Below are 24,052 nucleotides of genomic sequence, written 5' to 3' on the forward strand. Positions count from 1 at the left end.
CAAATCAAACAATTATTTGAACAGCAAAACGGCGCATCGCTGCGCCGTTTTATTTAGAACTTGAGAAGCACCGAACCCCATGCGAACCCGCCGCCAATCCCTTCCAGCAGCAAGGTCTGGCCCGGCTTGATCCGACCGGACTTGACGCCTTCATCCAGCGCCAGCGGAATCGATGCGGCAGAAGTATTGCCATGCTTGTCGACGGTAACGATCACCTGCTCCATCGGCAAGCCAAGGTGTTTGGCGGTCGATTCGATGATGCGCAGATTGGCTTGGTGCGGTACCAGCCAATCAATGTCAGATTTCTGCAAACCGGCAGCGGCAAGGGTCTTTTCCGCCACATCGGCCAAGGCGCGCACGGCGAACTTGAAAACGGCGTTGCCTTCCATGTAGATGAATGGGTTACCCACAACCGCGCCGTGATTGACCCGGCCTTCGGCCTTGAGGATGCCGCTGTAGCGGCCATCGGCGTGGAGTTGGGTCGACAGGATGCCCGGCGTTTCGGAAGCCTTCAGCACCACCGCGCCCGCACCGTCTCCAAACAGCACGCAGGTACCACGATCATTCCAGTCAACGATGCTGGAGAGCTTTTCCGCACCGACGACCACGGCGCACTTGGCAACGCCGCTCTTGATCATGGCGTTGGCAGTGGTCAGCGCATAGACGAAACCGGCGCAAACGGCCTGCACGTCAAACGCCGGAAAACCGTGAACGCCGAGCTTTTCCTGCAACAGACAGGCGGTGGATGGGAAGGTGTTGTCCGGCGTGGTGGTGGCGACGATCAGCAAATCGATCTCTTCGCGCGCGATGCCAGCAGACTCCAGTGCCCGCTCGACCGCCTTGAGGGCCAGATCGGACGTCATTTGATGCTCGGCGGCGATGCGCCGTTCGCGAATACCGGTGCGGCTGGCAATCCACTCGTCGCTGGTTTCCACGCGGGTAGCCAGCTCGGCGTTGGTGAGAATTTTTTCCGGCAAGTAGGAACCGGTTCCGATCAGTCGTGCGTACATGGCGTGTTCCCTATCGGGATTCGATATTTACTTGCGTTGGTGTGCCGGTTTGGACACGGGCGGCCGGACTACTCGGCGGCGGAGGCCGGTGCAGGCGTGCTGGCAATGGCGCTCTCGGACGTGCTGGCGGCCAAGGCAGCCAGTTGATCACGCACTTGATCAGTAATCCGCTGAATAACACCTGCTTGCGCCTCTTCAACGGCTTGCTTGAGCGCCCAATAGAACGCCATCTGGTCCGCACCGCCGTGGCTTTTTACCACAATCCCCTTCAGACCTAACAGCGAAGCGCCATTGTAACGGCGCGGATCGACCCGCTTCTTGAAGCGGCCAAGCACCGGCCAGGCCAGTGCAGCGATCAGTTTGGTCCACCAGGTACGGGTGAATTCTTCGCGCAGGAAATCGGCCAGCATCTTGGCCAGGCCTTCGGTGGTTTTCAGCGCCACGTTACCGGTAAAGCCGTCGGCGACGATCACGTCGACAACGCCGGTGAAGAGGTCATTCCCTTCGACATTGCCGTGGAAATTGAGTTTGCTGGCCCGCAGGGCTTCGCCAGCGTCTTTCACCGCCTCGTTGCCCTTGATGTCTTCCGAGCCGATATTGAGCAGCCCGACCGAGGGGTTTTCCTTGTGGTAGACCGAAGCCACCAGCGCAGCGCCCATGATGCCGAACTGCATCAGCTGCTCTGGCGTGCAATCGACGTTCGCGCCCAAGTCCAACATGCAGGTCTCGCCCCCCGTGGCGGTCGGCAGCATCTTGGCGATGGCCGGCCGTTCGATCCCGGCGATGGTCTTGAGCACGAAACGGGCTGTCGCCATCAAGGCCCCGGTGTTGCCGGCGGATACGCACGCGTTGGCCTCGCCGGACTTCACCAGATTGATGGCCACGCGCATCGACGAATCTTTCTTGTTTTTCAAGGCAGATTGCGGCGATTCGTCCATCGTGACGATCTCGGTCGCAGGGTGGATACGCAAGCGCGGGCCGACACTGGCCTTGCGGACCTTGAGCTCGGCCTCGAGCGCGTCAGGCACGCCGACGAGGACGACGTTCACCTCCGGGTAGCGATCAAGAAAGCGCAGGACGGCAGGCACGGTAACGTGCGCGCCGTGGTCTCCGCCCATCGCGTCTACGGCAACGGTAATGTCCATAAAGTGCGGGGTTCCAGGACTTGATTCCAGAATAGCGAACGGCGCAAGCGAGGGCTCGCTTGCGCCGTTTTCATAACCAATTGGTTATAAAGGCTTTTGGGGATTACTCGCCCTTGGCCTTGATCACGCGACGGCCTTTGTAAAAGCCATTCGGGGAGATGTGATGCGGGCGATGTGCTTCGCCGGTGTTCGGGTCGATCGAGACAGCCGGAGCGGTCAGGAAGTCGTGCGCACGATGCATGCCGCGCTTGGACGGGGACTTTTTGTTCTGTTGAACGGCCATGATAAAACTCCTTGAAAACCAGTTTTCAGTTCAGTTATTCCGCTTTCCTGGTTTTCAAACCAGCCAGGGCAGCAAACGGATTCGGCTTGTCTTGCCGGTTTTGCTCTTGCGGCGCATCGCAAACTGCGTGTGTCGGGGCAAAAGGCAAAGCCAGCAGCAATTCATCTTCCAGCAGGGTTTCGACCAGCAGGGCCGGTTCGATCACCATCGTTTCCATATCCGGATCGAGTTCTTCAGCTTCATCGGCAGCGGCCTCATCGGCAAACTGCGTAAAGCGCGTCTCGATCGAGAACGGCCAGGACATCGGGTTCAGACAACGCTGGCAACGCACCACCAGTTCGCCTTCGAGGCTTGCCTCGATCCACGGCCGCGAGAATTTATCCACGCCACCACGGATCTGCCATGCCACATCGCCATCGGTACTGACCAGCACATCCGCCAAACGGGGAAAGCTGGCAACCGGCAGCGAGCCATCTAGTACACCGCCCTCGCGGGCGAAATCGGCGCTGTGGATAACCGGCATACTGCGTCCAAACCCTTCATCTTGACTCCAGACCAACCCGGCTAACAACGCAGCCAAGGCGAGTCGGAAACCGCGCATGATACAATCCGCGCCATTCCACTGTCAAAGCTTTTATCCAGCCGGTCTTGGCGATTTTCCATGCAAAAACAAACGCTTTCTGACGACCCGACCCTGAGTCATCCAACCTTGGTTCGTCAAACAACTGGCCGCACGCTGGTGCTGGCCTCCACCTCGCCCTACCGCCGCGAACTGTTGGCACGACTCGGCTTGCCATTCGACGCTGCCAGCCCAGGCATCGACGAAACGCCTTTCCCGAACGAATCTGCAGCCGACACCTGCCTGCGACTCGCCATCGCCAAAGCACAGGCACTCGCGAATAGCTATCCGGATGCGCTGCTGATCGGCTCCGATCAGGTAGCACTCCTCGACCGCGTGCAGCTCGGCAAACCCGGCAATCATGAGCGAGCGATGCTGCAGCTCAAGACCATGCGCGGCAAGATGGTTGAATTCCACACGGCACTCGCCTTGCACGACACTGCCAGCGGCCAGACTCTATCGTCCGTGGATGTCACCCGCGTGACGATGCGCGAATACAGCGATGCGCAAATCAACGCCTATCTGCACCGCGAGCAACCGTATGACTGCGCTGGTAGCGCCAAGGTCGAAGCACTCGGCATCGCCATGATCAACAAGGTCGAAAGTGTCGATCCGACCGCGCTGATCGGCCTGCCACTGATCTCACTGGTCACAATGCTGAGCCGCGCTGGCGTGGAGGTGATTTGATGGCAACGCCTGCACTCGGAACGCTCTACTTGATCCCGGTACCGCTGGGCGATGACACGCTCACATCCGTGCTACCGGCCGACGTCATTGCCACCGCACAGCGCCTCACCCACTTCATCGTCGAAGCGCCAAAAACAGCCCGGGCGATGCTCAAGGTATTCGGCACGCCGCACGAGTTGCGCAGCCTGTGGATGCAAGAGCTGAATGAACACACCAAGGACAACGAACTCGATGCGCTGCTGCAGCCGCTGCTGGCTGGCAACGACGTCGGCCTGATGTCCGAAGCCGGCTGCCCCGGCGTGGCGGACCCCGGTGCGAATCTGGTGCGGCTCGCCCACACCCGCGGCATTCGCGTTGCACCCTTGGTGGGGCCGTCGTCGATTCTGCTGGCGCTGATGGCTGCGGGTGCAAACGGCCAGAAATTCCGCTTCAACGGCTATCTGCCGACGCAAGATGCGGAACGAATCGACGCCATCCGCAAGCTGGAACTGGAATCGCAAAAACAGCGACAAGCCGAGCTATTCATCGAAACGCCCTATCGCAACGGCGCGCTATTCGATGCCTTGCTCGCCTCGCTCAAACCGGGCAGTCAGCTCACCGTGGCGTGCGATATCACCACGGCCAGCGAATTCATCAAGAGCCAGACCGTTGCTACTTGGCGCAAAGGCCCGAAGCCCAACCTGCACAAACGGCCGACGGTGTTTGTGATTTACGCGGGGTAATGAACGGATCAGGCTGCGCGACGCGAAAAGTCGCTCAGCCTGAAGCCCAGCGCAAACAGCGAACCAAAATAAGCAACCAAGCCGGCCAGCACCACCACCGACAGCCGCAACAGCCGCATCACCATCAAGCCCTGATCCCAAGCCGGCATCACATAGAGGGTGCCGAACAGCACCGCCGCCATCACGGCCAGCGCGACCAGAATCTTGATGAAGAAGATTTTCCAGCCGGGGAGCGGCGTAAACACGTTTTGCGAACGCAGCTTCCAGTACAGCAGGCCGGCATTGGCGCACGAAGCCAAGCCAATCGACAGCGCCAGCCCGGCGTGCTTGAGCGGGCCGATGAACGCCAGGTTCATCAACTGCGTCAGCACCAGCGTGAAGATGGCGATCTTCACTGGCGTACGGATGTTCTGCCGGGCGTAGAAGCCGGGTGCGAGCACCTTGACCAGCAAGAAACCCGACAAGCCCACCGTATAGGCCAGCAGTGCGTATTGGGTTTTCAACGTGTCATGCGGCAGGAACTTGCCGTACTGCAGCAGCGATGCGATCAGCGGGCCGGACAAGATCGCCAAGGCCACCGAGGCCGGCAAAGCCATCATCAGGCACAGGCGCAGCCCCCAGTCGAGCAAGCGCGAATACTCGGCCTGATCCTTGTTGGCGAAGGTTTTCGAAAGCGAGGGCAGCAAGATGGTGCCCAAGGCCACGCCGAGCAAACCGTTCGGAAACTCCATCAAACGGTCAGCGTAATTCATCCACGAGATCGAGCCATCCGGCAGGTAGGATGCAAAACTCAGGTTGATCAGCAAGGAAATCTGCGCCACCGATACGCCCAGAATGGCCGGCCCCATCTGGCGCATCACGCGCCACACGCCAGCATCGTTCCAGCGCAATCTGGGCAATACCAGCATGCCGATCTGTTTCAGATGCGGCAGCTGCCACACCAGCTGCAGGATGCCGCCGGCCAGCACACCCCAAGCCAACGCCATGATGGGCGGATGGCAGTACGGCGACACGAACAACGCAAACAGGATCATCGACACATTGAGCAGCGTCGGCACGAACGCCGGCACCGAGAAGCGGTTCCAGGTATTGAGCACCGCCCCGGCCAGGGACGATAGCGAGATCAGAAAGATGTACGGAAACACGATTCGCAGCATATGTGCCGTCAGCGCGAATTTTTCCGGGTCGCCCTTGAAGCCGGATGCGGTCACCCACACCACCACCGGTGCCGCCACGACGCCGATCAGCGTCACCATAGCCAGCGCCAGCGTCAGCATCCCGGATACATAAGCGATGAAGGTGCGGGTCGCCTCCTCGCCCTGCTGTGCCTTGTATTCGGCCAGGATCGGCACAAAAGCTTGCGAGAACGCGCCTTCAGCAAAAATCCGCCGCAGCAGGTTCGGCAGACGGAAGGCGGTGAAAAAGGCATCCGTCCCGATCTGCGCGCCGAAATAGCGGGCGACGATGGCCTCGCGGGCGAAGCCGAGAATGCGGGAGACCAGCGTCATCGAACTGACGGCGGCGAGGGATTTGAGCAGGTTCATGGGTGATGCGAAACGCGTCAGGCCGGCAGCGCTCGGCGGGACGGGAAACGGCTGAAGTGAGAAGAGCGCAATTCTAAGCGAATGCGTCGGCCCTGCCTGCAGGTTTCATGTGACTAAACGCATAGGGAATGACCACCCCACCCTTAGCGATAGGTCAACGGACCACCATCCGGCCGCAGCAACACAATCTCGTCACTCACCGACACATTGGCGGCCACTTCCCGGCACAGCGACAGGAACTCGATCATCCCCGGCGTGCGGAACTTCTGTTTGTGGACGACAAAATGGAATTGGCGCGACAGATCGAGGCCATCCACCGTAATCGGCACCAGACTGCCCCGGCGGAAGGCATCTTTCAGTGCCAGCCGCGAAATGCAGCCGATGCCCAAGCCGGATTCGACTGCGCGCTTGATCGCCTCGGTGTGCTCCAGCTCCAGCCGGATATTGAGTTTGGAGAGTACGTGCCGCATGGCCGCATCGAAAGTCTGGCGCGTGCCGGAGCCGGTTTCCCGCACGATCCACGGCACCTGAGTCAGCTCTTCCAGCGTGGCGCGGCCGGTTTGGGCCATTGGGTGCTCGGGCGAGCAAAAGATCACCAGGTCATCGGCCACCCAGCTTTCCACTTCCAGATCGGGATGCTGGCAATCGCCCTCGATCAAGCCGAAATCGAGTTCAAAGTGCGCCACTTGCCGCACGATCATGGCGGTGTTGTGCACTTCCATCTTTACCTGGCTGCCCGGATGGCGGCGCAGGAATTCGCCGATCAACAGCGTGGCCAGATAGTTGCCGATGGTCAGCGTCGCGCCGATGCGCAACGCGCCCACTCCCGCAGCGCCGCCCAATGCCGCCTCGACTTCACTGGCGCGATCAAGCAATTCGATCGCCTTGGGCAACAGCATCCGCCCCAGTTCGTTCAACTGCAGCCGCTTGCCGAAGCGATCGAACAAGCGCACATCGAACTGCTTTTCCAGCTCGGCCAGCGCGGTGCTGGTGGCCGATTGCGATAAGCCCAATGCCTCGGCGGCACGGGATGCGCTTTCGTAGCGGCCGACGGCCACAAAGACTTCGAGTTGGCGGAGCGTATATCTCACTAGGTTCTCAGAGCCTTGTTCAGTAGTCCGGCGTGATCAGGTCGGCGTAATCGTACAGCACCGAGAGGATGGCTTCGGCGCGTTCATCGCCGCGTTCGCCAGCATCCTCGGCCAGTTGGTCGATCTTTTCGCAATACGCTTCCAGCGTGGTGTAGCCATCGCGGCCTTCGAACAGGCGCTCGACACGCAATTGATGCCAGCGCGCGTTCTCCGCTTCGCTCAATGTCGCCGGGAAGTTGCGGGCACGGTAGTGGAACAACAGCTCGGCCAAACGCCGGTCGGCAAAATCCGGTTTGGCCTGGGCCAGTTGCTCCGGCGAGAGCGAGCGCAATCGGGTAAGCAGACGGCGATCATCGTTGCCAACAAAGCCGCCATAGAGGTTTTGATCGACATCGCGCAGCGGTTCCAGATCGCGGGCGTAGACATCACGCCATTTGGCGCTCATGTCCGGCGCGGCTTGCAACGCTGCCACATGGCGATCGATCACGGCGAAGTCGATCCCCCAGCGCTCGGCCTGCGCTGGTTGCAGCGTTTTCAGGTTGCCGATGACGATGGGTGACTTATTGATATGGATGGTCTTGATTGGCAGACGGGTCACGCCCTCGGGCAAATCAGCGGCGCGGGAGAACATGCGCTCGCGGATCGTCGCGACATCCAGCGCGAACAACTCGGCCGGATCGAATGCCAGATCCCACACGATCAGTTCATTCTTGTTGGTCGGGTGCCAGGCCAGCGGCCACACCACGGCCATGCAACCCCGGTCGACGCCGAACATGCCGGAGATATGAATGAATGGCTTGGGCGTGGTGCCGATCTCGGCCTGCACGCGATCTTTCTTGCGCAGACTCAGACAGAAGTCGAACAGTTTGGGCTGCGCGTTGCGGATCAGCCGCGCTAAACCGATGGTGGCGCGCACGTCCGATACCGCATCGTGCGCCGCATCGTGCACCAGGCCATTGGCTTTGGAGAGGTGCTCCAGCTTGAAGCTGTGCTTGCCTTCGTCGTTGATGGGCCATTCGATGCCCTCCGGGCGCAACGCCCATGTCGTGCGCACCACGTCGAGGATGTCCCAGCGGCCGCAATCGTTCTGCCATTCACGGGCATATGGGTCGATCAGGTTGCGCCAGAACAGGTGGCGGGTGATTTCATCGTCGAAGCGGATGGTGTTGTAGCCGACGCCAATGGTGCCGGGCGTAGCGAGTTCACGTTCGATGGTCTCCGCAAAGCGGAACTCCGGCACGCCGCGCTCAAGGCATTGCTGTGGGGTGATACCGGTGATCAGGCAAGACACCGGGTCGGGCAGCCAGTCATTGGAAGGCTGGCAGAACACTTCGACCGGATCACCGATTTCGTTCAACTCGGCGTCGGTGCGGATACCGGCAAATTGGGCTGGCCGGTCGCGGCGTGGCACGGCGCCGAAGGTTTCGTAGTCGTGCCAGAGGAAGGTATGGCTCATGAGCTGGGTATCGCAGGAATGGCAGATGCAGGGCAACCGGCATTCTAGCAGTCCCTACCGCCAACACCGCTCACGCCTTGAACGAGAACCTCGCCGGCGCATCGCCCTGCCGACGGCCTTGCAAGCGTCGCTCCTGCCGGCCGCGTGTATTCAGCAGCACGGCCTGTTGCTGGCCGCGCCGCTCGCCGTGGCGGCGATCCTCTCCACCGCGGCGTTCCTTGCCGTTCCAGACTGGCTGGCGCTCTGCTGACGGCACAGGCAGAGCTTCCGGCGAACTGCCGCGCTCTGCATCCAGCGATGGGCGGGCGCTACCAACCGGCAGTAAGGTTTCACCACCGATGATCATGGATATTTTCATGACAAATCACTTTCAGATCATCACCTTATTACTTATCGGCTCCCCATCGTGATTCTTGAATCATCCCGAAAGCATGGCTGGCACGCGTCACACCGATCAAGCGCTACCGCCTGCAAAGTCCCGCTCAATCCATGGATGGAACGATTGCCTTAATGCGAATAGCATCTTCCTTACAACGTGCTAGAGTGACTCAACAAAGCCCAGACGAATATAGGGTTGTAGCCGCGCTCGCGTCCAAATTGAAGGGAGAAAACATGACGATTCGCACCAAATTGATTGTGCTGGTATTAGGCGTGCTGACGCTGATGCTGCTGCTGGGCGTCAACAGCCTGTTCCGCATGGCCAACATCCAGGCCGCGTTCGATACCACTTACAACGACCGCGTCATCTGTCTGGGTCAGCTCAAGACCGTGGCGGACATGTATGCCGTCAACGTGGTCGACACCACCCAGAAACTCAACCAGCAAAGCCTCGATTGGGACAAGGCCAAGGCCAACTACGCCGAGGCCAAGAGCAAGATCAACGAACAATGGACCGCCTACACGTCGACCTACCTCACCGACGAGGAAAAAAAGCTGGTCGAAGAAACCAAGGGCAACATGAAGCAGGCCGACGCCGCGCTCGCCAAGCTCGATACGCTGGTCAGCACGAAAGACGCAGCGGGCCTGGATACCTTTGCGCGTAAAGAGCTCTACCCCAGCATCGAGCCGGTGGCCGGCAGCATTGATAAGCTGAGCGCCCTGCAATTGCGGGTGGCCAAGGAAAACTTCGATCAGGCGCAAACGGACTATGCGCATGCGCGTGTCACCACCTGGATCACGCTGATACTGGCACTACTGCTGGCAGCCGGCTGGTCGATCACCCTGCTGATCATGCTCAACAACAAGATCAGCGGCCTGAACAACGCCATGCACCGGGCATACTCCGACAACGATTTGACCGTGCGCGCCCCCGTGAACGGCCACGACGAAATCGACAGCATCGCCCGCGCCTATAACGCCCTCTCAGAAAGCATGCAAAAGCTGGTGCACTCGGTCGCGGGGGCCATCGGCACCGTCACCCGCGAGGCCACGCAACTCGCCGGCACCACCGAGCAAATCGCCCAGGCATCCAGCATTGGCGCGGAATCCACCAGCGCCATGGCAGCCGCAGTGGAGCAAGTGACCGTCAGCATCGCGCATGTGGCGGACAACGCACACGACGCCAAGCAACTGGGCAACACCGCCAGCAATCGGGCCGCCCAAGGCTCGGCGCAAATCCGCGCCACCGTCGAGCGGATCACCGCCATCGACGAAGCCGTGACCGATGCCGCCGGCAAGGTCAGCACGCTCGGGGAAGACGCGCAGCGCATTACCTCCGTCGTGGCCGTGATCAAGGATGTGGCCGACCAGACCAATCTATTGGCACTCAACGCCGCCATCGAAGCCGCACGCGCCGGCGAACAAGGCCGGGGCTTTGCAGTCGTTGCCGACGAAGTCAGAAAACTGGCCGAACGCACCGCCACCGCCACCGTCGATATCCACCGCATGACCGACCAGATCGGTGCTAACACCGAGCAAGCGGTCCGGGCGATGAATGCCACCGTGGAACGGGCGCATGAATGTGCACAATCCGCCGCCGCGGCCGGCCAGTCGATCGACGACATCCATCGCGACGTGAACGCCGGCGAAGCAGCCGTCACCGGCATCGCCGAGGCGCTGCAAGAGCACAAGGCCGGCACCCAGCTGATCGCCCAACAAGTGGAACGCGTGGCCCAGATCACCGAAGAAAACACCGGTGCCGTCTCCGCCATGAACCAGACCGCCACGCGCCTGAGCGACCTGACCGGCCAGCTGCAACGGGAAATCCAGCGCTTCCGCTACGCTTGATCCGGGTAAGCGATGCTTGGGGTACAACCAAAGAACATAACAGCCCCCAAGAGGGCTAATGCCGCACACTGAACGACTCCCCTCGCCCTCGCGTGCAAGGCTTTAGCCTTGTTCAGCGACAATGGGAGAGGGGCCGGGGGTGAGGGTCGCGCCAAGAGCAATGCCCTTGCACGCACCCTCTCTCACTCGTAGGCGAGGGGATAACTTCCTAAGTAAGCGGCATTACCCCAAGCGGGCCGCATACCGTGCCAGCCATTGGCTGCCGCTCAATAAAAACAAGCTGGAGGAGAGTCATGCAGTCCCTGCTCGCATGGTGGCGGAGCAAGGCAAACTATGCCCGGCGCTTCGTCGTCATCGGCCTCATTTTCGCCATGACGCTGCTCTACCTTGGCTACCACCTCTGTGCCGATGTTCAGCGCAATATCGACTTCACCGAGCGGGAGCGGGTGGGTGTCACCTTTCTGCGGCCGATTTCGCCCACCCTCGATGCCCTTTACCAGCATCAGCTGAGCCATATCCGCACCAACACCGTCGAAACCGCCGACCTTGCCCGCAAGGTCGATATCGGGCTGAGCACGCTGCAAGCCACGCACGCCGCCCTCGGCAACCGCTTGGCCACGGCTGACCGCGTCGCGCAGTTTTCTGCCGCCTGGCAGGCCCTGAAAAACACCCATGATCAGGATCAAACCCTGACCATCGTCAACCGGCACGCCGTTGCGATCGGCGCCCTGCTGACGCTGATCAACGATAGCTGTGACAACTCGAACCTCACGCTCGACCCGGTGCTGGACACCTACTACCTGGGCCAAACCGTCTGCGAGAAACTGCCGCTGCTGCTGACTCGCAGCAACGAAACCACCGCCCTGCTGACCTGGGCGCTGGTCCGGGGCCGGCTCGATCCGCCGATCCGCACCCGGCTGGTCGAATTACGCCCGTTGATCGTCGAGGCGGAGCGTGGCCTGTATGACGATCTGGACAAGCTCTATCGCCAAGATGCCGGCATGAAAAGCCGCTTCGCGCCGCTCGTGCAACCCCTCGGCACCCATCTGCCGCCCTTGCAACGCTTGCTGGATCAAGTGCTCGATGGCCAGCTGAATGCCGTACCGAATCAAGCGGCCGCCCTCGCCGCCCCACTCACCGGGCAGTTGATCGCCCTGACCGACCTCGCGCTGGACCAAGAAAGCGTGCTGCTCAAACTGCGCGTCGATCAGCTAAACCGGCAACAAGCGGCTTACCTCATCGCGGCCGTGCTGGCGCTGCTGATCTCCGGCTCGCTGTTCTTCGATATGGCGGAGCGGCTTGACGCAACGGAACGAGAGCGCCAACTCACCGAGCAACAGCTACGCCGCACTGCCGATGAAACCCAAGACCTCTACAACCGGGCGCCCTGCGGCTATCACTCACTGGATCGATTCGGCGTCTTTGTGCAGATCAACGACACCGAACTCGATTGGCTGGGCGTAACGCGGGAAGAGGCCATCGGCAAATTGCGTTTCACCGATTTTCTCTCGCTGGAAGGCCGGCAATCCTTCAAGGAGAACTTCGCCCATTTCATCGCCAGCGGTTCGATTCGAGATGCGGAATATCGGCTGGTCAGCAGAAGTGGGCGCGAGATGCACACGCTGGCCTCCGCCACCGCGCTCTTCAATGCCGACGGCGAATTCGTGATGAGCCGCACCACGCTGTACGACATCACCGACCGCAAGCAGATGGAAAACGACCTGCGCGAAGCGCGCGACCGGCTGGAAGACAAGGTGGCCAAGCGGACCCATGAGCTGGAAATGAAAAACGCCGAATTGCATCGCGCCATGGAAAAGCTGGTGCAGACCGAAAAACTCGCCTCGCTCGGCAATCTGGTCGCCGGGGTTTCGCACGAGCTGAATACGCCGATCGGCACCGCCTTCACCGCCGCCTCGACCTTACATCAGGAAGCCTTGCAACTACACGAGCGACTGAATGCCGGCAGCCTGAAGCGATCCGATCTGGAGCGCTTTACCGATATGCAGCAAGAAGGCCACGGCATCGTCATCCGCAACCTGGAACGGGCCAGCGACCTGATCAAGAACTTCAAGCAGATCGCCGTGGATACCGCCAGCACCCGGCGGCGGCACTTCGACTTGCGGGAAATGCTCAACGAGGTGCTGAGCACGCTCACCCCGCAATATCGGCGCACCAAGCACAACGTGGTGGTCGACGTGGCATCCGGCATTCTGCTGGACAGCTTCCCCGGCCCGCTGGAGCAAGTCATCACCAATCTGGTGACCAACTCACTGATCCACGGCTTTGAAAACATCGAAGCCGGCACGATCCGCCTGTCCGCCCACGATGAAAACGACATCGTTTACCTCGTGTACGAAGACGACGGCCACGGCATTCCGGCCGGCCTGCACAAGCGCGTATTCGATCCATTCTTCACCACCCGCCTCGGCCAAGGCGGCAGCGGCTTGGGGCTTTATCTGGTCTACAGCCTGGTGACCGGGAGTTTGAAAGGCGAGTTGCGGCTGGAAAGTGCACCGGATCAAGGCGCCCGGTTCACGATTGCGCTGCCCAAACGGCCGCCTTGAATCGCCCCGCCTCCCACCGAGCCAACAAACCCGCCGCAAAGCGGGTTTTTCATTGCTCAACGCCGATCCGTGCGATTACCGATACTGCACCGATACTCAGGGCGCTACACCGCGCCTCCGCCGCTCGAGCATAGCCATAGTTCGCTACAATGACAGCCGGTTACTTACGACCTACTTCCAACTTACAAAATCAACCTACTGGAAAAGCCAATGGCAAGTTCACTTCTGTGCAAACACAAAAAAGCCGCGCTTTGTTCTGCGCTTTCTGTACTGAGTACGTTCGTTATCGCGACGCAATCAATCGCAGCAATTAACTACTATGACAACGGCTACCAAATCGGAGTCGTCCGGCCAGGTGGCGACAGACCGTGCATGCTCTTTCAGCTAGTTGGTGTGTCGCAATCCGACCCCACCGTAGCGCCAGGTTCGCCGTGGTTTTCCATTCCACAAACTGCGCCCGGATACAAAGATATGGTCGCCACCATCCTGATGGCGAAAGCGACGAGCAAGCCTATATTTGTGCAAACGTCTGGGCAGAGTCCCGCCGAATGCGGGCACACCGGGGTTGCCACGATTCAGTTGTTATAAGCAACCGCCAAATCGGCCGGGGCTGCGGTCCAAATATGTCAAACCCGCCTTACGGCGGGTTTTTCATTGTTTAACGCCGATCAGTGCGAGTACCGATGCTGCGCCGATACTCAGCACTCACCCGCGCACCGTCGATGGCCCTGCGCCGCGCCTCCGCCATCTGCATACCGGTTCGCGCCATTTGATAGGCCGCCGAACCGGGGTCGGTCAGGTGCACGATGATGTGAAACAACCGGCCAAGATCAGCAATGCCGTTCATGCCCAGCCGGGCGATGCTGCCGGCGTTAGCGGTGAAATCCGACGGGCGCGGAATGCCGAGGTCGGGATGAGGTGGTGCGGGAGTGCCTTGATGGAAGTTGGGCATGGTTGCCTCCTGAGCTAGCGATTACACACCGCCACTCCGAGTCCAATCGGAGGTGGCGGGCACAAGGCGGGGTTGGACTTACCGGAGCTCAGGAACCGGCGTACCCGAAGGTACCCCCGCCCAGGCCCGCCGCAGAAGGACGTACCAAGGGCATTGCAGACAAAAATGCCGCTAAACAGCGGCTGTCTGTCTGAGCTAAATCCAGGAGTCCAATCCCGGTCGCGCTATTGAACGCGACAGGTGCAAACGTAGCGCAGGGGTTTGGGGGAGGTCAAGTTTGGGGGCTTTGAAGCAACCGGGGCAACGAGCCACTCAAATGTAGGGCGCAATCCCCGCAGGGCATTGCGCCGCACTCTCGTTGCTCGATATGGCAGGTGCCCGTTCGCGGCGTTTTTTATCCAGCGTTGAGCAAGAAAAAACCCAGAGCTACCAAATGCATTAGCAATGATGGAATAGCTAAATGGGGGTGCGGCGCAATGCCCTGCGGGGATTGCGCCCTACGTATGGAGGTTTTGTTTTAGATTTACGGCTCGAGTTGATCGACTTCAGACTTCGCGGCAGAAAAACCGACATCCAAAGCATCATCCAAGTGATTCTCTGAGCGGGGAGGATTGAATACACGTATTTGCGTTTGCTAGCGCAGAGGTGTTTCGAGGCCATAACGCGTTATTTGGCGAATGTGCGAGGCACCCACCATCACCAATAAGCCATTGATTTGAATAAGCTCCTCAGAGCTTTGGCGAATCGGTTGGCGAATCTTCATGCATACCCTGGCAGCACAATCCGTCACCGCCCATCACCCCTGCACAAATCTTCCAGACACAACCTCAAGCCGCTCGCGGCGCATCCGTGGCAGCAGCAGGCGATGGCGCTAGCGGTCACCAGCGTCTTTGCCGGCCACGGCGTGGATCGCTCTGCGCACATTTATTCGCTGGCGCTAACGTTCTTTCTGATTGCCATCCCGTCCATGCTGGCATGGGCTTGCCTTGGCGCAGGTTCAGCGCGGGTGTTGCGGTCGGCGGTGCAGATCAGGCGTTTCAATCGATGCATGGCGATCTTGTTGTTCGCATCGGCTTGGATGGCACCGTTTGCTTGATGAATTGCAGTATGGCGAGCACGACCCGCTCGGCCAAAAGACGCCGTACAGCTAAGCCATGTTGACATGCAAGTAAATGCTTGCATATTATTCATCACGCTCCTGAAGATCGGGGCCTGGAGATCAACGAGGGTCTTCAAAGCGATGGCGATGCCACGTGGTTTTGGCCGTGACAACGCATTCATTCATTTCGAGCAATCTTGTAAGGAGAAATATCGTGGTGGATATCCTGCATAGAGTCGGAATCAAAGCGCCCCTGAATGAGGTCTATAAGGCCCTGACCACGCGCGAAGGCCTTGCCGCCTGGTGGACGAACGACACGCAAGGGGAAAGCAAAGTCGGTGGAGTGCTCAATTTCCGCTTCCGCGCCCCCGATGGCTCCGAGCTTGGCGGCTTCGAGATGAAGGTGCTTGAGCTGCATCCCGGTGAGCGTGTGCTCTGGCAAGTGGTCGACGGGCCGGCAGAATGGATCGGCACCAAAATCAGTTGGGATCTCAGGCAAGAGGACGACTATTGCCTCGTTCACTTCAAGCATCTGGACTGGAAAGAGCCGGTGGAATTCATGCACCACTGCAGCACCAAGTGGGCAATTTTCCTGATGAGCCTGAAGTCGCTGCTGGAAACTGGAAAAGGCTCGCCCAGCCCCAACGACGTCAAGATAGATAGCTGGAACTGAACAACTCTTGGACATCGACAAAGTCTTCAAGGCGCTGGCGGACCCAACGCGCAGGCGCCTGCTTGACCAGCTGCATAGCGAGAGCGGCCAGACGCTCACGGCGCTCTGCGAGCACATGGATATGTCACGCCAGGCCGTGACCCAGCACTTGCAACAACTCGAAGAAGCCAACCTCGTCGCCATCGTTTGGCAAGGCCGGGAAAAGCTCCACTACCTGAACCCTGTGCCGCTGCACGAGATTTACACGCGCTGGATCGAAAAGTTCGAACACGGCCGCCTCGATGCGTTGCACAACCTCAAACAGAGATTGGAAGGTGATGACAATGACAAAACCTGATTTCGTGTACGTGACCTACATCGCAACGACGCCGGAGAAAGTGTGGCAGGCCCTGATCGACCCGGCGCTGGCACGCCAGTATTGGGCCGACCCGAAAGGGGGCTGCGCACGGGTGAACGTGTCGGACTGGCAGCCTGGCTCTCGGTGGGAGCACCAACGCCTCGACGGCACGGTCGATATCCTCGGTAAGGTGGTCGAGACCACGCCGCCAAGCCGCCTGGTCATCACGTGGGCCCGGCCGACGGAGGTCGAGGACGAAGCGAAACATTCGCGGGTTACGTTCGATATCGAGCCCTATAGCGACGGGCTCGTCCGTTTGATGGTCACGCATGCAGACCTTGAACGCGACCCGGAGATGCTAAAAGGCATATCGGGCGGCTGGCCGATCGTGCTTTCGAACCTCAAGACGCTGCTCGAAAGCGGTCACGCGCTTCCTGGCTCGCCCGTGGCAAGCTGAGCCGGATGCCCGACATACTTATCTCAGAGCCTGTTTACGATCTTTTCCATGTATTGAGGTGCAGCTTTTATCCCCCCTTCGCGGAAGGGGGAATACACCCGGCATCGTCGCTAAAAAGATCGTAAACAGGCTCTTACGTATGTTGGGCATCAATGTCCCCAGCCCACTCACCGACCCGATTTGCAGCGTTGCTCGCCACGGGCAGTTTTCATCGTTGTGGAGAACATGGAACACCTGTCTGAAACGCTTGCTGTGCCCCTTGATATGCAGACCGTAGAGATTCCCGCAGGCAGCATCGCATTGCGGGACGATAGAACGGGCCGTCAATGGAGCGTCGAAATACAATGCTTTGCCATTGGCCGCTATCCGGTTACGCAGGCGCAATATGCAGCGGTGACCGGTCAATGGCCATCGGCCGCTGTCGCCGCGCAATGCCCGGTAGAGAGCGTGTCCTGGCTTGATGCCGCTCGGTTCTGCAACATGCTATCGAAGACGGCTGGCCTGCTCGTCTGCTACGAAATCCATGCAGACGGAACGGGCGCCACTCTGATTCCCGGCAGCGACGGCTATCGCCTGCCCACCGAAGCGGAATGGGAATACGCCTGCCGCGCCGGCACTCATGGCCCAAGATATGGCGAACTCGGCGATATCGCCTGGTATGCAGAAAACGCCGGTGGGCACCCGCAGGATGTCGGTCAGAAGCAAGCCAATGCCTGGGGGCTTTACGACATGCTGGGCAACGTTTGGGAATGGTGTGCCGATCAATACGATCCGGCGGTCTATGGGTCGTATCGCGTATTCCGTGGTGGCGGTTGGTCTGATGCCGAAAGAGGCTGCCTTGCGACCAATCGACGCCGCAGTCATCCGACCTTTGCCATTGATGATCTCGGCTTTCGGGTGGCCAGATCGCCGGGCATCAATCGCGGGTGATCCAGCACCTAAGTCCGTAGGTTGGTGTTGAGCGCAGCGAAGCCCAACGTGGGTACTACGGCACGGGCCGCTTGAGGTCGGCCACCTCGTTTACAATGCGCAAAGTTTTCGCGCCCCCAGTCGTCTTAATCCTCCGGGCAGCCCACTCAAGGAATCTTCATGATCATCAAACCGCGCGTGCGTGGCTTCATTTGCGTGACCACCCACCCTGCTGGCTGCGAAGCCAACGTCAAGGAACAGATCGAATATGTCGCCGCGAGCGACCCCTTTGCGGACGGCCCCAAGCGCGTATTGGTGATTGGCGCATCAACTGGCTACGGTCTGGCAGCCCGGATCACCGCTGCTTTCGGCGCCGGTGCCGATACGCTGGGGGTGTTTTTCGAGCGCCCCGGCAGCGAGACCAAACCCGGCACCGCCGGCTGGTACAACACCGCCGCGTTCGAGAAATTTGCCACCGCCAAGGGCTTGTACGCGAAGAGCATCAATGGCGATGCGTTCTCTGACGCGATCAAGCAGCAGACCATCGATGTCATCAAGCGTGATCTCGGTCAGGTCGATCTGGTGGTCTACAGCCTGGCGTCGCCACGGCGCACGCATCCCAAGACCGGCGAGGTGTTCACGTCGACGCTGAAACCGGTGGGCAAGGCCGTCCACTTGCGTGGCATCGATACCGATCAGGAAATCGTCAAAGAAACGGTGCTGGAGCCGGCCACGCAAGCCGAAGTCGACAACACCGTGGCGGTGATGGGTGGTGAAGACTGGCAGATGTGGATCGATGCGCTGCTGGATGCCGGCGTGCTGGCCGATGGCGCGAAGACGACCGCCTTCACCTATCTGGGCGAAAAGATCACGCATGATCTCTACTGGAACGGCTCGATCGGCGCGGCCAAGAAGGATCTCGATCAAAAGGTACTCGGCATTCGCGAGAAGCTGGCCAGCAAAGGCGGCGATGCGCGGGTCTCGGTATTGAAGGCGGTGGTCACCCAAGCCAGCTCCGCCATTCCGATCATGCCGCTGTACCTGTCGCTGCTGTTCAAGGTGATGAAAGCAAAGGGCACGCACGAAGGCTGTATCGAGCAGGTCTACGGCCTCTACAAGGACAGCCTGTACGGCGCGGCACCACTGATGGATGACGAAGGCCGTCTGCGTGCGGATTACAAGGAACTCGATCCGGAAGTCCAGGCCGGCGTGCAGCAGCTTTGGGGCCAGGTGACCAACGACAATATCTATGAGCTCACCGACTTTGCCGGCTACAAGGCGGAATTCCTGCGCCTGTTTGGCTTTGGCATCGATGGGGTGGATTACGAAGCGGACGTGAATCCCGACGTGCCAGTCCCCAGCCTTGGCTAGGCATAGAGCCTGTTCAAAGTCTTTTTTGGCAACGAGTTACGTTGCCATCCCCCTTTTTTGTGCCGTGCGAATCTTTTGATTCGTTCAGGTATGGGGGCTAAGGGGGATTTCTGCGCCATCTCAACTTGCAATGACGTCGAAATCCCCCTCAGTCCCCCTTCGAGAAGGGGGAAGTAAAACCTTGAGGCGCTTCAAGTTGGTGGTTTGCGAGACTTTGAACAACCTCTAAGGCCGCGTTGCTCCCGCAGCGGAAGTGCCCCCACAAACTGCCGTTCGGCGGAAGCGTTACCGGATTCTGGCGCCCAGTCCTCGACACCGCTGACCACTCTGCCAACAATGACTGACGTGGTTATTAAACCGGCAAGAATCATCGCTGCCGGCAACATGCGTAATCGGGTCGTTCAGGCGCGTCTTCACGCGTCGGCCAATCATGATTGTCGTGGGAGCAACACGACGTCTTGCACGTCTCGTCCACGATGAAAAAAGGGGAAAAAGATGACAGACGAGGGGCGGGTTGGCGACGAATCCGAGGCCATGCTCCCGCCGGATGCCGCCTCCTCTGGCCTATCCGCGCAGCGCCTGTTTGCCGGCGGCGGCGAGATGGGCGCGATCATGCGCGAGATGGATTGGGCCCAAACGAAGCTCGGCCCGGTCGAATCCTGGCCGCGCAGCCTCAAAACCATGTTGGGCGTGGTGCTCGGCAGCCGCTTCCCCATGCTGCTGTGGTGGGGCCCCGATCTGCTGCATCTGTATAACGATGCCTATCGCCCGATCCTGCGCGACAAACACCCCGCATCCCTCGCCGCCCCGGCCGCGCAAATCTGGGCCGAGGTCTGGGACGTGGCCGGCCCGATGGCCAGAAGCGTGCAGGAAGGCGGGCCTGCGACATGGACGGAAGACCTGCAGCTCTTCATCAATAGCGGCAGCATGCTGGAGGAAACGTATTTCACGTTTTCATACAGCCCCGTGCCTGGGGACGACGGGCGGGTCGGTGGCCTGCTCAACACCGTGCAGGAAACAACCGTCAAGGTGCAGAGCGAGCGGCAAATCCGCATGCTGCACGATCTGGCAGCCCGTGCCGCAGAGGCGAAATCCAAGGATGAAGCCTATCGCATCGCCACCGAGGTCTTAGCTGCCAACGAGCTGGATATTCCGTTTGTTCTGCTGTACGTCCTGAACGAGAAGGCGGATGGCGCATCACGCGTCGGCGCGGGCGGCTGGCAAGAAGAAGCCAGCCCTGCCGCCCCCACCCATCTGTCACTTGCCGAAGACACAAGCGCCACAAGCTGGCCGCTTGCCGAGGTGATCCGCAGTGGGCACGAATTGGTCATCGACGACCTCACCGCACGCTTCGGGCCGTTACCGACCGGCCGCTGGGGCGCACGCCCCGAACGCGCGATCCTGCTGCCACTGCTGCATGCCGGCCAAGCAACGCCTTCCGCTGTGCTGGTCTTGGGCATCAGCCCGCACCGCACCTTTGATGACCGCTATCAGCGGTTCTTTCACGCCACCGCCGATCAAGTCACCACCATCATTGCCAACGCCCACGCCACCGAACAGGAGCGGCAGCGGGCCGAGAAACTGGCCGAACTCGATCGATCCAAGACGGCGTTCTTTTCCAACATCAGCCACGAGTTCAGAACCCCGCTCACGCTGCTGCTCGGGCCGCTGGAGGTGCTGCTGTCCGACCCCGCCCTTGCACCCGAAACCCGCGAGCGGCTGGTGCAGATGCAGCGCAATGCACTCCGCATGCTGCGACTGGTGAACACGCTGCTCGACTTCTCGCGCATGGATGCGGGCCGGCACTCCGCACGCTTTGCGCCGACCGATCTCGCTCGCTATACCGCCGATCTGGCGAGCGCTTTCCGCTCGGCGCTGGAAAAAGCGGGCTTGTCCTTCACGGTGAATTGTTCGTCCCTGCCGGCCCCGATCTATGTGGATCGCGACATGTGGGAGAAGATCGTCATGAATCTGCTCTCGAACGCGCTCAAGTTCACCTTCGAGGGCGGCGTGAACGTGCAGGTCGCCGCGACGCCGGGCGGCGCACGCCTGACGGTAAAAGATAGCGGCACGGGCATTCCGCAAGCCGAACAGTCCCGGCTGTTCCAGCGGTTTTACCGCGTGGAAGGCGCCCGCTCACGCACGCACGAGGGCACCGGCATCGGTCTGGCGCTGGTGAACGAACTCGTCAAGCTGCATGGTGGCGAAATCCACGTCGCCAGCGACCCCGGCAAAGGCACCGAATTCACGATCACCTTGCCCGGCGGACGCGAGCACCTGCCACCGGAACACGTGTTCGAATCCGCCGACGTCGCAGCAGTCACGCGGAACGTGGCGGCCTATCTGGACGACGCGCTGCAATGGCTGCCCTACGAGACGCCCGCCGTCGCCTCGACAACGACAAAGAGCAGCACCCGCTTGCTAGTCGCCGACGATAACGGCGACTTGCGCAACTTCCTCGTCAGCCTGCTTGCGCCGCATTACGACGTGCAGGCCGTAGCCGATGGGCGCGAAGCGCTGGCCGCCATTCAGGCGAGAAAACCAGATCTAGTGCTGAGCGACGTGATGATGCCCAACCTCGATGGTCTGGGCCTGTTGCGCGCCCTGCGCGAAAACCCCGAGACACGCACGCTGCCGGTGATTTTGCTTTCAGCGCGGGCGGGGCAGGAAGCCTCGCTCGAAGGGCTCTCTGCCGGCGCGGACGACTATCTCGCCAAGCCGTTCACCTCGCAGGAACTGCTCGCCCGCGTTCGCACCCACCTCAGCATGGCGCAGGCGCGCAACGAGCTGAATGCCGAGCTGGTGCGGGCCAACGAGGAGCTGAAAGCGTTCAGCTATTCGGTCTCGCATGACTTGCGCGCGCCGCTGCTGGCCATCGATGGCTTCAGCGAAATGCTGCAAGAGCAGTGCGCGGAGCAACTCGATGCCAGCGGGCAAAATTTCCTGAACAAGATTCGCGCCTCTGCTGTGCGGATGGGCGAGTTGATCGACGATTTGCTGCAACTGGCGCGGGTGGCCAGTGCCGACCTCGTCCGCAATCCGGTCGACGTTTCGGGTCTGGCTCAGGTGGTCTGCGAGGAACTCAAACGCCGGGACCCGGCACGCAGCGTGAGCCTCGTGATCCAGAACGGACTTGCCGCCGCCGCAGACAGCCGGTTGTTACGCGTGCTGCTGGAAAATCTGCTCGGCAATGCCTGGAAGTTCACCGGCAAGACCGCCGTGCCGGCCATCACCGTTGGCACAGAGCAGCGCGATGGCGGCGCGGTATTTTTCGTGCGCGACAACGGCGCCGGGTTCGACATGAGTTATGCCAACAAGCTGTTTCAGCCCTTCCAGCGGCTGCACCAGCAAGACGAATTTCCGGGCACGGGGATCGGGCTGGCGACGGTGCGGCGGGTGGTCGAGCGCCACGGCGGTCGCGTGTGGGCGGAGTCATCTCCCGGGCATGGCGCCACCTTTTTCTTCAGCCTTCCCGCCCCCCTTCCCGCCCAGCCATGAGCACACCAGACATCCTGCTGGCTGAAGACAACCCCACGACGGCGGAGCTCTTCGTTTACGCCCTTGAGGCCAACAAGTCGGAGGCGACCATCCGGGTCGTGCGCGACGGTGTGGAAGTGCTGGATTTCCTGTTTGGCGACGCGACGCAGCCCGAGCGCACGGGCAATGCCCTGCCGCGGCTGGTGCTGCTTGATCTGAACATGCCAAGGCTCGGCGGGTTCGAGGTGCTGGCGCGCCTGCGGGCCGATGAACGCACGCGGACGCTGCCGGTGGTGATCCTGAGTTCATCTGACGACGAGTCAGATGAGCGCGAAGCCTATCGGCTGGGCGCCAACGGCTATATCAAGAAGCCCAGAGGGTTTAAAGAGTCTCGCGGCACCATCGCCCAGATCGAACAGGATTGGTTGAAAGCAGACATTGCACCACCGGGCTGATCCCCTTGGCACCTCCTCCCCCCTGACGATTCACGACGCCGCCACCTCAAACTTCCCGATCAGGAAGTCCAGCAAGCGACGTACCCGCAGCGGCAGATATCGGGCACCCGGATACACCACATTCAGCAGCGCGGCCTCGCCCTGGTAGTTCTCCAGCAGCGGAACCAGCCGCTGCTGTTCAATATCGTGGGCCACGTCCAGGCTCGACTTGTAGACGACCCCCGCCCCTTCGATCGCCCATTGCCGCACGATGGCGCTGTCGTCGGCACAACGATCACCGCGCACATTCACGACGATGGCTTTCTTGCCCTCATAAAACGTCCACGCGGTGTTCTGTCTGCCACCGGTGTAAAAGCTCAGACAGTTGTGGTGTTCCAGATCGCTCGGGGTCAGCGGCGTGCCATGCTTTTGTAGATAGGCCGGGGAGGCACAAGCGATCTGCCGGCTATCGCACAGCCGGCGCGCCACCAGGCGGGAATCCTGCAATTCGCCGTAGCGGAGCGCGAGATCGACGGTATCGCGCAGCAAGTCGTGCAGGGCATCGGATACGTGCAGCACCACGCGCACTTGCGGATGCAGGCGCAGAAACTCGTCCAGCCAGGGGGTAAGGACGGATCGGGCCAGATCAGACGGCGCAGCCAGATGGATATCGCCCGCCAAGCCGGCACGCCCGACCCTGATCTGCGCCTCGCCATCGGTCAGGATACCGAGCGCGCGCTCGCAGTAGTCCCGGAACAGCGCGCCTTCGGCGGTGAGGCGGAGTGAGCGGGTCGAACGCTCGAACAGCCGCGCTTCCAGCGCTTGCTCCAGCCGCTTGATGGCCGCGCTGGCGGCGGCGGGCGTGATCTGTAGCTGGCGGGCAGCCGTGCTGAAGTTGCCGGTGTCGGCGGCACGCAGGAATAGTTGCAGGTCAGTCAGGCTGTACATTTGCTGGTGCCGATTTTCAAATTTGAATTGAAAGTAAATCTATTTATC

At 60.6% G+C, this 24,052-nt stretch carries 23 protein-coding genes; 12 read left to right on the plus strand and 11 right to left on the minus strand.

The features are described from left to right. Positions 1–53: 53 nt before the first annotated feature. The 4 genes from BR41_RS10870 to BR41_RS10885 form a co-directional block, all read right to left on the minus strand. A complete protein-coding gene (locus tag BR41_RS10870; protein WP_035056186.1) occupies positions 54–1,010 on the minus strand; it encodes a beta-ketoacyl-ACP synthase III in 957 nt (318 codons plus the stop codon). Between the two features lie 68 nt (positions 1,011–1,078). Beyond that, complete coding sequence (gene plsX / locus BR41_RS10875) at positions 1,079–2,155, minus strand: phosphate acyltransferase PlsX (RefSeq protein ID WP_051710722.1); 1,077 nt, start codon at positions 2,153–2,155, stop codon at positions 1,079–1,081. Between the two features lie 103 nt (positions 2,156–2,258). Next, positions 2,259–2,438 (minus strand): 50S ribosomal protein L32, encoded by a 180-nt coding sequence (rpmF, locus tag BR41_RS10880; protein ID WP_035056189.1) that lies wholly within the window; start codon positions 2,436–2,438, stop codon positions 2,259–2,261. 34 nt (positions 2,439–2,472) lie between these two features. Beyond that, complete coding sequence (locus BR41_RS10885; protein ID WP_084187033.1) at positions 2,473–3,039, minus strand: YceD family protein; 567 nt, start codon at positions 3,037–3,039, stop codon at positions 2,473–2,475. 60 nt (positions 3,040–3,099) lie between these two features. Here BR41_RS10885 and BR41_RS10890 point away from each other — a divergent pair, with 60 nt between their 5' ends. Together BR41_RS10890 and BR41_RS10895 are read left to right on the plus strand one after the other, a co-directional pair. Beyond that, complete coding sequence (locus BR41_RS10890; RefSeq protein ID WP_084187035.1) at positions 3,100–3,744, plus strand: Maf family protein; 645 nt, start codon at positions 3,100–3,102, stop codon at positions 3,742–3,744. After that, the gene (locus BR41_RS10895) at positions 3,744–4,466 is read left to right on the plus strand and encodes an SAM-dependent methyltransferase (RefSeq protein WP_035056194.1); all 723 of its coding nucleotides are present in this window, start codon (positions 3,744–3,746) and stop codon (positions 4,464–4,466) included. The genes BR41_RS10890 and BR41_RS10895 overlap by 1 nt, the downstream gene beginning before the upstream one ends. Before the next feature lie 8 nt (positions 4,467–4,474). Here BR41_RS10895 and murJ read toward each other — a convergent pair whose 3' ends face one another. From murJ to BR41_RS10915, 4 genes are all read right to left on the minus strand, one after another. Continuing rightward, the gene (murJ, locus tag BR41_RS10900) at positions 4,475–6,010 is read right to left on the minus strand and encodes a murein biosynthesis integral membrane protein MurJ (protein ID WP_035056197.1); all 1,536 of its coding nucleotides are present in this window, start codon (positions 6,008–6,010) and stop codon (positions 4,475–4,477) included. Positions 6,011–6,153: 143 nt separating this feature from the next. After that, complete coding sequence (locus BR41_RS10905) at positions 6,154–7,101, minus strand: LysR family transcriptional regulator (RefSeq protein ID WP_035056199.1); 948 nt, start codon at positions 7,099–7,101, stop codon at positions 6,154–6,156. 19 nt (positions 7,102–7,120) lie between these two features. Next, positions 7,121–8,557, minus strand: coding sequence for an exodeoxyribonuclease I (gene sbcB, locus BR41_RS10910; protein WP_035056202.1), 1,437 nt, complete (start codon positions 8,555–8,557; stop codon positions 7,121–7,123). 70 nt (positions 8,558–8,627) lie between these two features. Next, complete coding sequence (locus tag BR41_RS10915; RefSeq protein WP_156970653.1) at positions 8,628–8,915, minus strand: hypothetical protein; 288 nt, start codon at positions 8,913–8,915, stop codon at positions 8,628–8,630. A gap of 254 nt (positions 8,916–9,169) precedes the next feature. Here BR41_RS10915 and BR41_RS10920 point away from each other — a divergent pair, with 254 nt between their 5' ends. The 3 genes from BR41_RS10920 to BR41_RS10930 all read left to right on the plus strand — a co-directional run bounded on the left by BR41_RS10920 (position 9,170) and on the right by BR41_RS10930 (position 13,935). Continuing rightward, a complete protein-coding gene (locus BR41_RS10920; protein WP_035056208.1) occupies positions 9,170–10,783 on the plus strand; it encodes a methyl-accepting chemotaxis protein in 1,614 nt (537 codons plus the stop codon). Between the two features lie 293 nt (positions 10,784–11,076). Next, positions 11,077–13,347: a sensor histidine kinase gene (locus BR41_RS22920; RefSeq protein WP_051710724.1), complete on the plus strand. Its 2,271-nt coding sequence runs from the start codon at positions 11,077–11,079 to the stop codon at positions 13,345–13,347. A 210-nt stretch (positions 13,348–13,557) separates the two neighbouring features. Further along, entirely contained in the window at positions 13,558–13,935 is a 378-nt protein-coding gene (locus BR41_RS10930) for a hypothetical protein (RefSeq protein WP_035056211.1), read from the plus strand. A 70-nt stretch (positions 13,936–14,005) separates the two neighbouring features. On the opposite strand, the gene BR41_RS10935 is transcribed toward BR41_RS10930, so the two are convergent. Next, positions 14,006–14,299 carry a hypothetical protein gene (locus BR41_RS10935; protein ID WP_035056213.1) on the minus strand — a complete coding sequence of 98 codons (294 nt, stop codon included), beginning with the start codon at positions 14,297–14,299 and terminating at the stop codon, positions 14,006–14,008. A 924-nt stretch (positions 14,300–15,223) separates the two neighbouring features. Next, a complete protein-coding gene (locus BR41_RS24170; protein ID WP_169741287.1) occupies positions 15,224–15,490 on the minus strand; it encodes a hypothetical protein in 267 nt (88 codons plus the stop codon). A 122-nt stretch (positions 15,491–15,612) separates the two neighbouring features. Here BR41_RS24170 and BR41_RS10945 point away from each other — a divergent pair, with 122 nt between their 5' ends. From BR41_RS10945 to BR41_RS10975, 7 genes are all read left to right on the plus strand, one after another. Beyond that, entirely contained in the window at positions 15,613–16,071 is a 459-nt protein-coding gene (locus BR41_RS10945) for an SRPBCC family protein (RefSeq protein ID WP_035056219.1), read from the plus strand. 7 nt (positions 16,072–16,078) lie between these two features. Then, on the plus strand, positions 16,079–16,408 hold the full coding sequence (locus BR41_RS10950; RefSeq protein WP_035056222.1) for an ArsR/SmtB family transcription factor: 330 nt from the start codon (positions 16,079–16,081) through the stop codon (positions 16,406–16,408). Then, complete coding sequence (locus BR41_RS10955; protein WP_035056224.1) at positions 16,395–16,865, plus strand: SRPBCC family protein; 471 nt, start codon at positions 16,395–16,397, stop codon at positions 16,863–16,865. The genes BR41_RS10950 and BR41_RS10955 overlap by 14 nt, the downstream gene beginning before the upstream one ends. Before the next feature lie 225 nt (positions 16,866–17,090). Next, a complete protein-coding gene (locus BR41_RS10960) occupies positions 17,091–17,795 on the plus strand; it encodes a formylglycine-generating enzyme family protein (protein ID WP_035056226.1) in 705 nt (234 codons plus the stop codon). Between the two features lie 159 nt (positions 17,796–17,954). After that, positions 17,955–19,145 (plus strand): enoyl-ACP reductase FabV, encoded by a 1,191-nt coding sequence (gene fabV, locus BR41_RS10965; RefSeq protein WP_035056228.1) that lies wholly within the window; start codon positions 17,955–17,957, stop codon positions 19,143–19,145. Between the two features lie 495 nt (positions 19,146–19,640). After that, complete coding sequence (locus BR41_RS10970) at positions 19,641–22,643, plus strand: ATP-binding protein (RefSeq protein WP_051710726.1); 3,003 nt, start codon at positions 19,641–19,643, stop codon at positions 22,641–22,643. Next, positions 22,640–23,077 (plus strand): response regulator, encoded by a 438-nt coding sequence (locus BR41_RS10975; protein ID WP_035056230.1) that lies wholly within the window; start codon positions 22,640–22,642, stop codon positions 23,075–23,077. The genes BR41_RS10970 and BR41_RS10975 overlap by 4 nt, the downstream gene beginning before the upstream one ends. Before the next feature lie 30 nt (positions 23,078–23,107). On the opposite strand, the gene BR41_RS10980 is transcribed toward BR41_RS10975, so the two are convergent. After that, entirely contained in the window at positions 23,108–24,004 is an 897-nt protein-coding gene (locus BR41_RS10980; RefSeq protein WP_035056232.1) for a LysR family transcriptional regulator, read from the minus strand. Between the last annotated feature and the right edge of the window lie 48 nt (positions 24,005–24,052).

This window comes from Andreprevotia chitinilytica DSM 18519 (genome assembly GCF_000711875.1).
Lineage (GTDB): Bacteria > Pseudomonadota > Gammaproteobacteria > Burkholderiales > Chitinibacteraceae > Andreprevotia > Andreprevotia chitinilytica.

Bases quoted from the DNA above. Each gene is read 5' to 3' on its own strand.
- BR41_RS10870 (WP_035056186.1), bottom strand. From the start codon at position 1,010: ATGTACGCACGACTGATCGGAACCGGTTCCTACTTGCCGGAAAAAATT.
- plsX (WP_051710722.1), bottom strand. From the start codon at position 2,155: ATGGACATTACCGTTGCCGTAGACGCGATGGGCGGAGACCACGGCGCG.
- rpmF (WP_035056189.1), bottom strand. From the start codon at position 2,438: ATGGCCGTTCAACAGAACAAAAAGTCCCCGTCCAAGCGCGGCATGCAT.
- BR41_RS10885 (WP_084187033.1), bottom strand. From the start codon at position 3,039: ATGCGCGGTTTCCGACTCGCCTTGGCTGCGTTGTTAGCCGGGTTGGTC.
- BR41_RS10890 (WP_084187035.1), top strand. From the start codon at position 3,100: ATGCAAAAACAAACGCTTTCTGACGACCCGACCCTGAGTCATCCAACC.
- BR41_RS10895 (WP_035056194.1), top strand. From the start codon at position 3,744: ATGGCAACGCCTGCACTCGGAACGCTCTACTTGATCCCGGTACCGCTG.
- murJ (WP_035056197.1), bottom strand. From the start codon at position 6,010: ATGAACCTGCTCAAATCCCTCGCCGCCGTCAGTTCGATGACGCTGGTC.
- sbcB (WP_035056202.1), bottom strand. From the start codon at position 8,557: ATGAGCCATACCTTCCTCTGGCACGACTACGAAACCTTCGGCGCCGTG.
- BR41_RS10915 (WP_156970653.1), bottom strand. From the start codon at position 8,915: ATGAAAATATCCATGATCATCGGTGGTGAAACCTTACTGCCGGTTGGT.
- BR41_RS10920 (WP_035056208.1), top strand. From the start codon at position 9,170: ATGACGATTCGCACCAAATTGATTGTGCTGGTATTAGGCGTGCTGACG.
- BR41_RS22920 (WP_051710724.1), top strand. From the start codon at position 11,077: ATGCAGTCCCTGCTCGCATGGTGGCGGAGCAAGGCAAACTATGCCCGG.
- BR41_RS10930 (WP_035056211.1), top strand. From the start codon at position 13,558: ATGGCAAGTTCACTTCTGTGCAAACACAAAAAAGCCGCGCTTTGTTCT.
- BR41_RS10935 (WP_035056213.1), bottom strand. From the start codon at position 14,299: ATGCCCAACTTCCATCAAGGCACTCCCGCACCACCTCATCCCGACCTC.
- BR41_RS24170 (WP_169741287.1), bottom strand. From the start codon at position 15,490: ATGAATAATATGCAAGCATTTACTTGCATGTCAACATGGCTTAGCTGT.
- BR41_RS10955 (WP_035056224.1), top strand. From the start codon at position 16,395: ATGACAAAACCTGATTTCGTGTACGTGACCTACATCGCAACGACGCCG.
- BR41_RS10960 (WP_035056226.1), top strand. From the start codon at position 17,091: ATGGAACACCTGTCTGAAACGCTTGCTGTGCCCCTTGATATGCAGACC.
- fabV (WP_035056228.1), top strand. From the start codon at position 17,955: ATGATCATCAAACCGCGCGTGCGTGGCTTCATTTGCGTGACCACCCAC.
- BR41_RS10970 (WP_051710726.1), top strand. From the start codon at position 19,641: ATGACAGACGAGGGGCGGGTTGGCGACGAATCCGAGGCCATGCTCCCG.
- BR41_RS10975 (WP_035056230.1), top strand. From the start codon at position 22,640: ATGAGCACACCAGACATCCTGCTGGCTGAAGACAACCCCACGACGGCG.
- BR41_RS10980 (WP_035056232.1), bottom strand. From the start codon at position 24,004: ATGTACAGCCTGACTGACCTGCAACTATTCCTGCGTGCCGCCGACACC.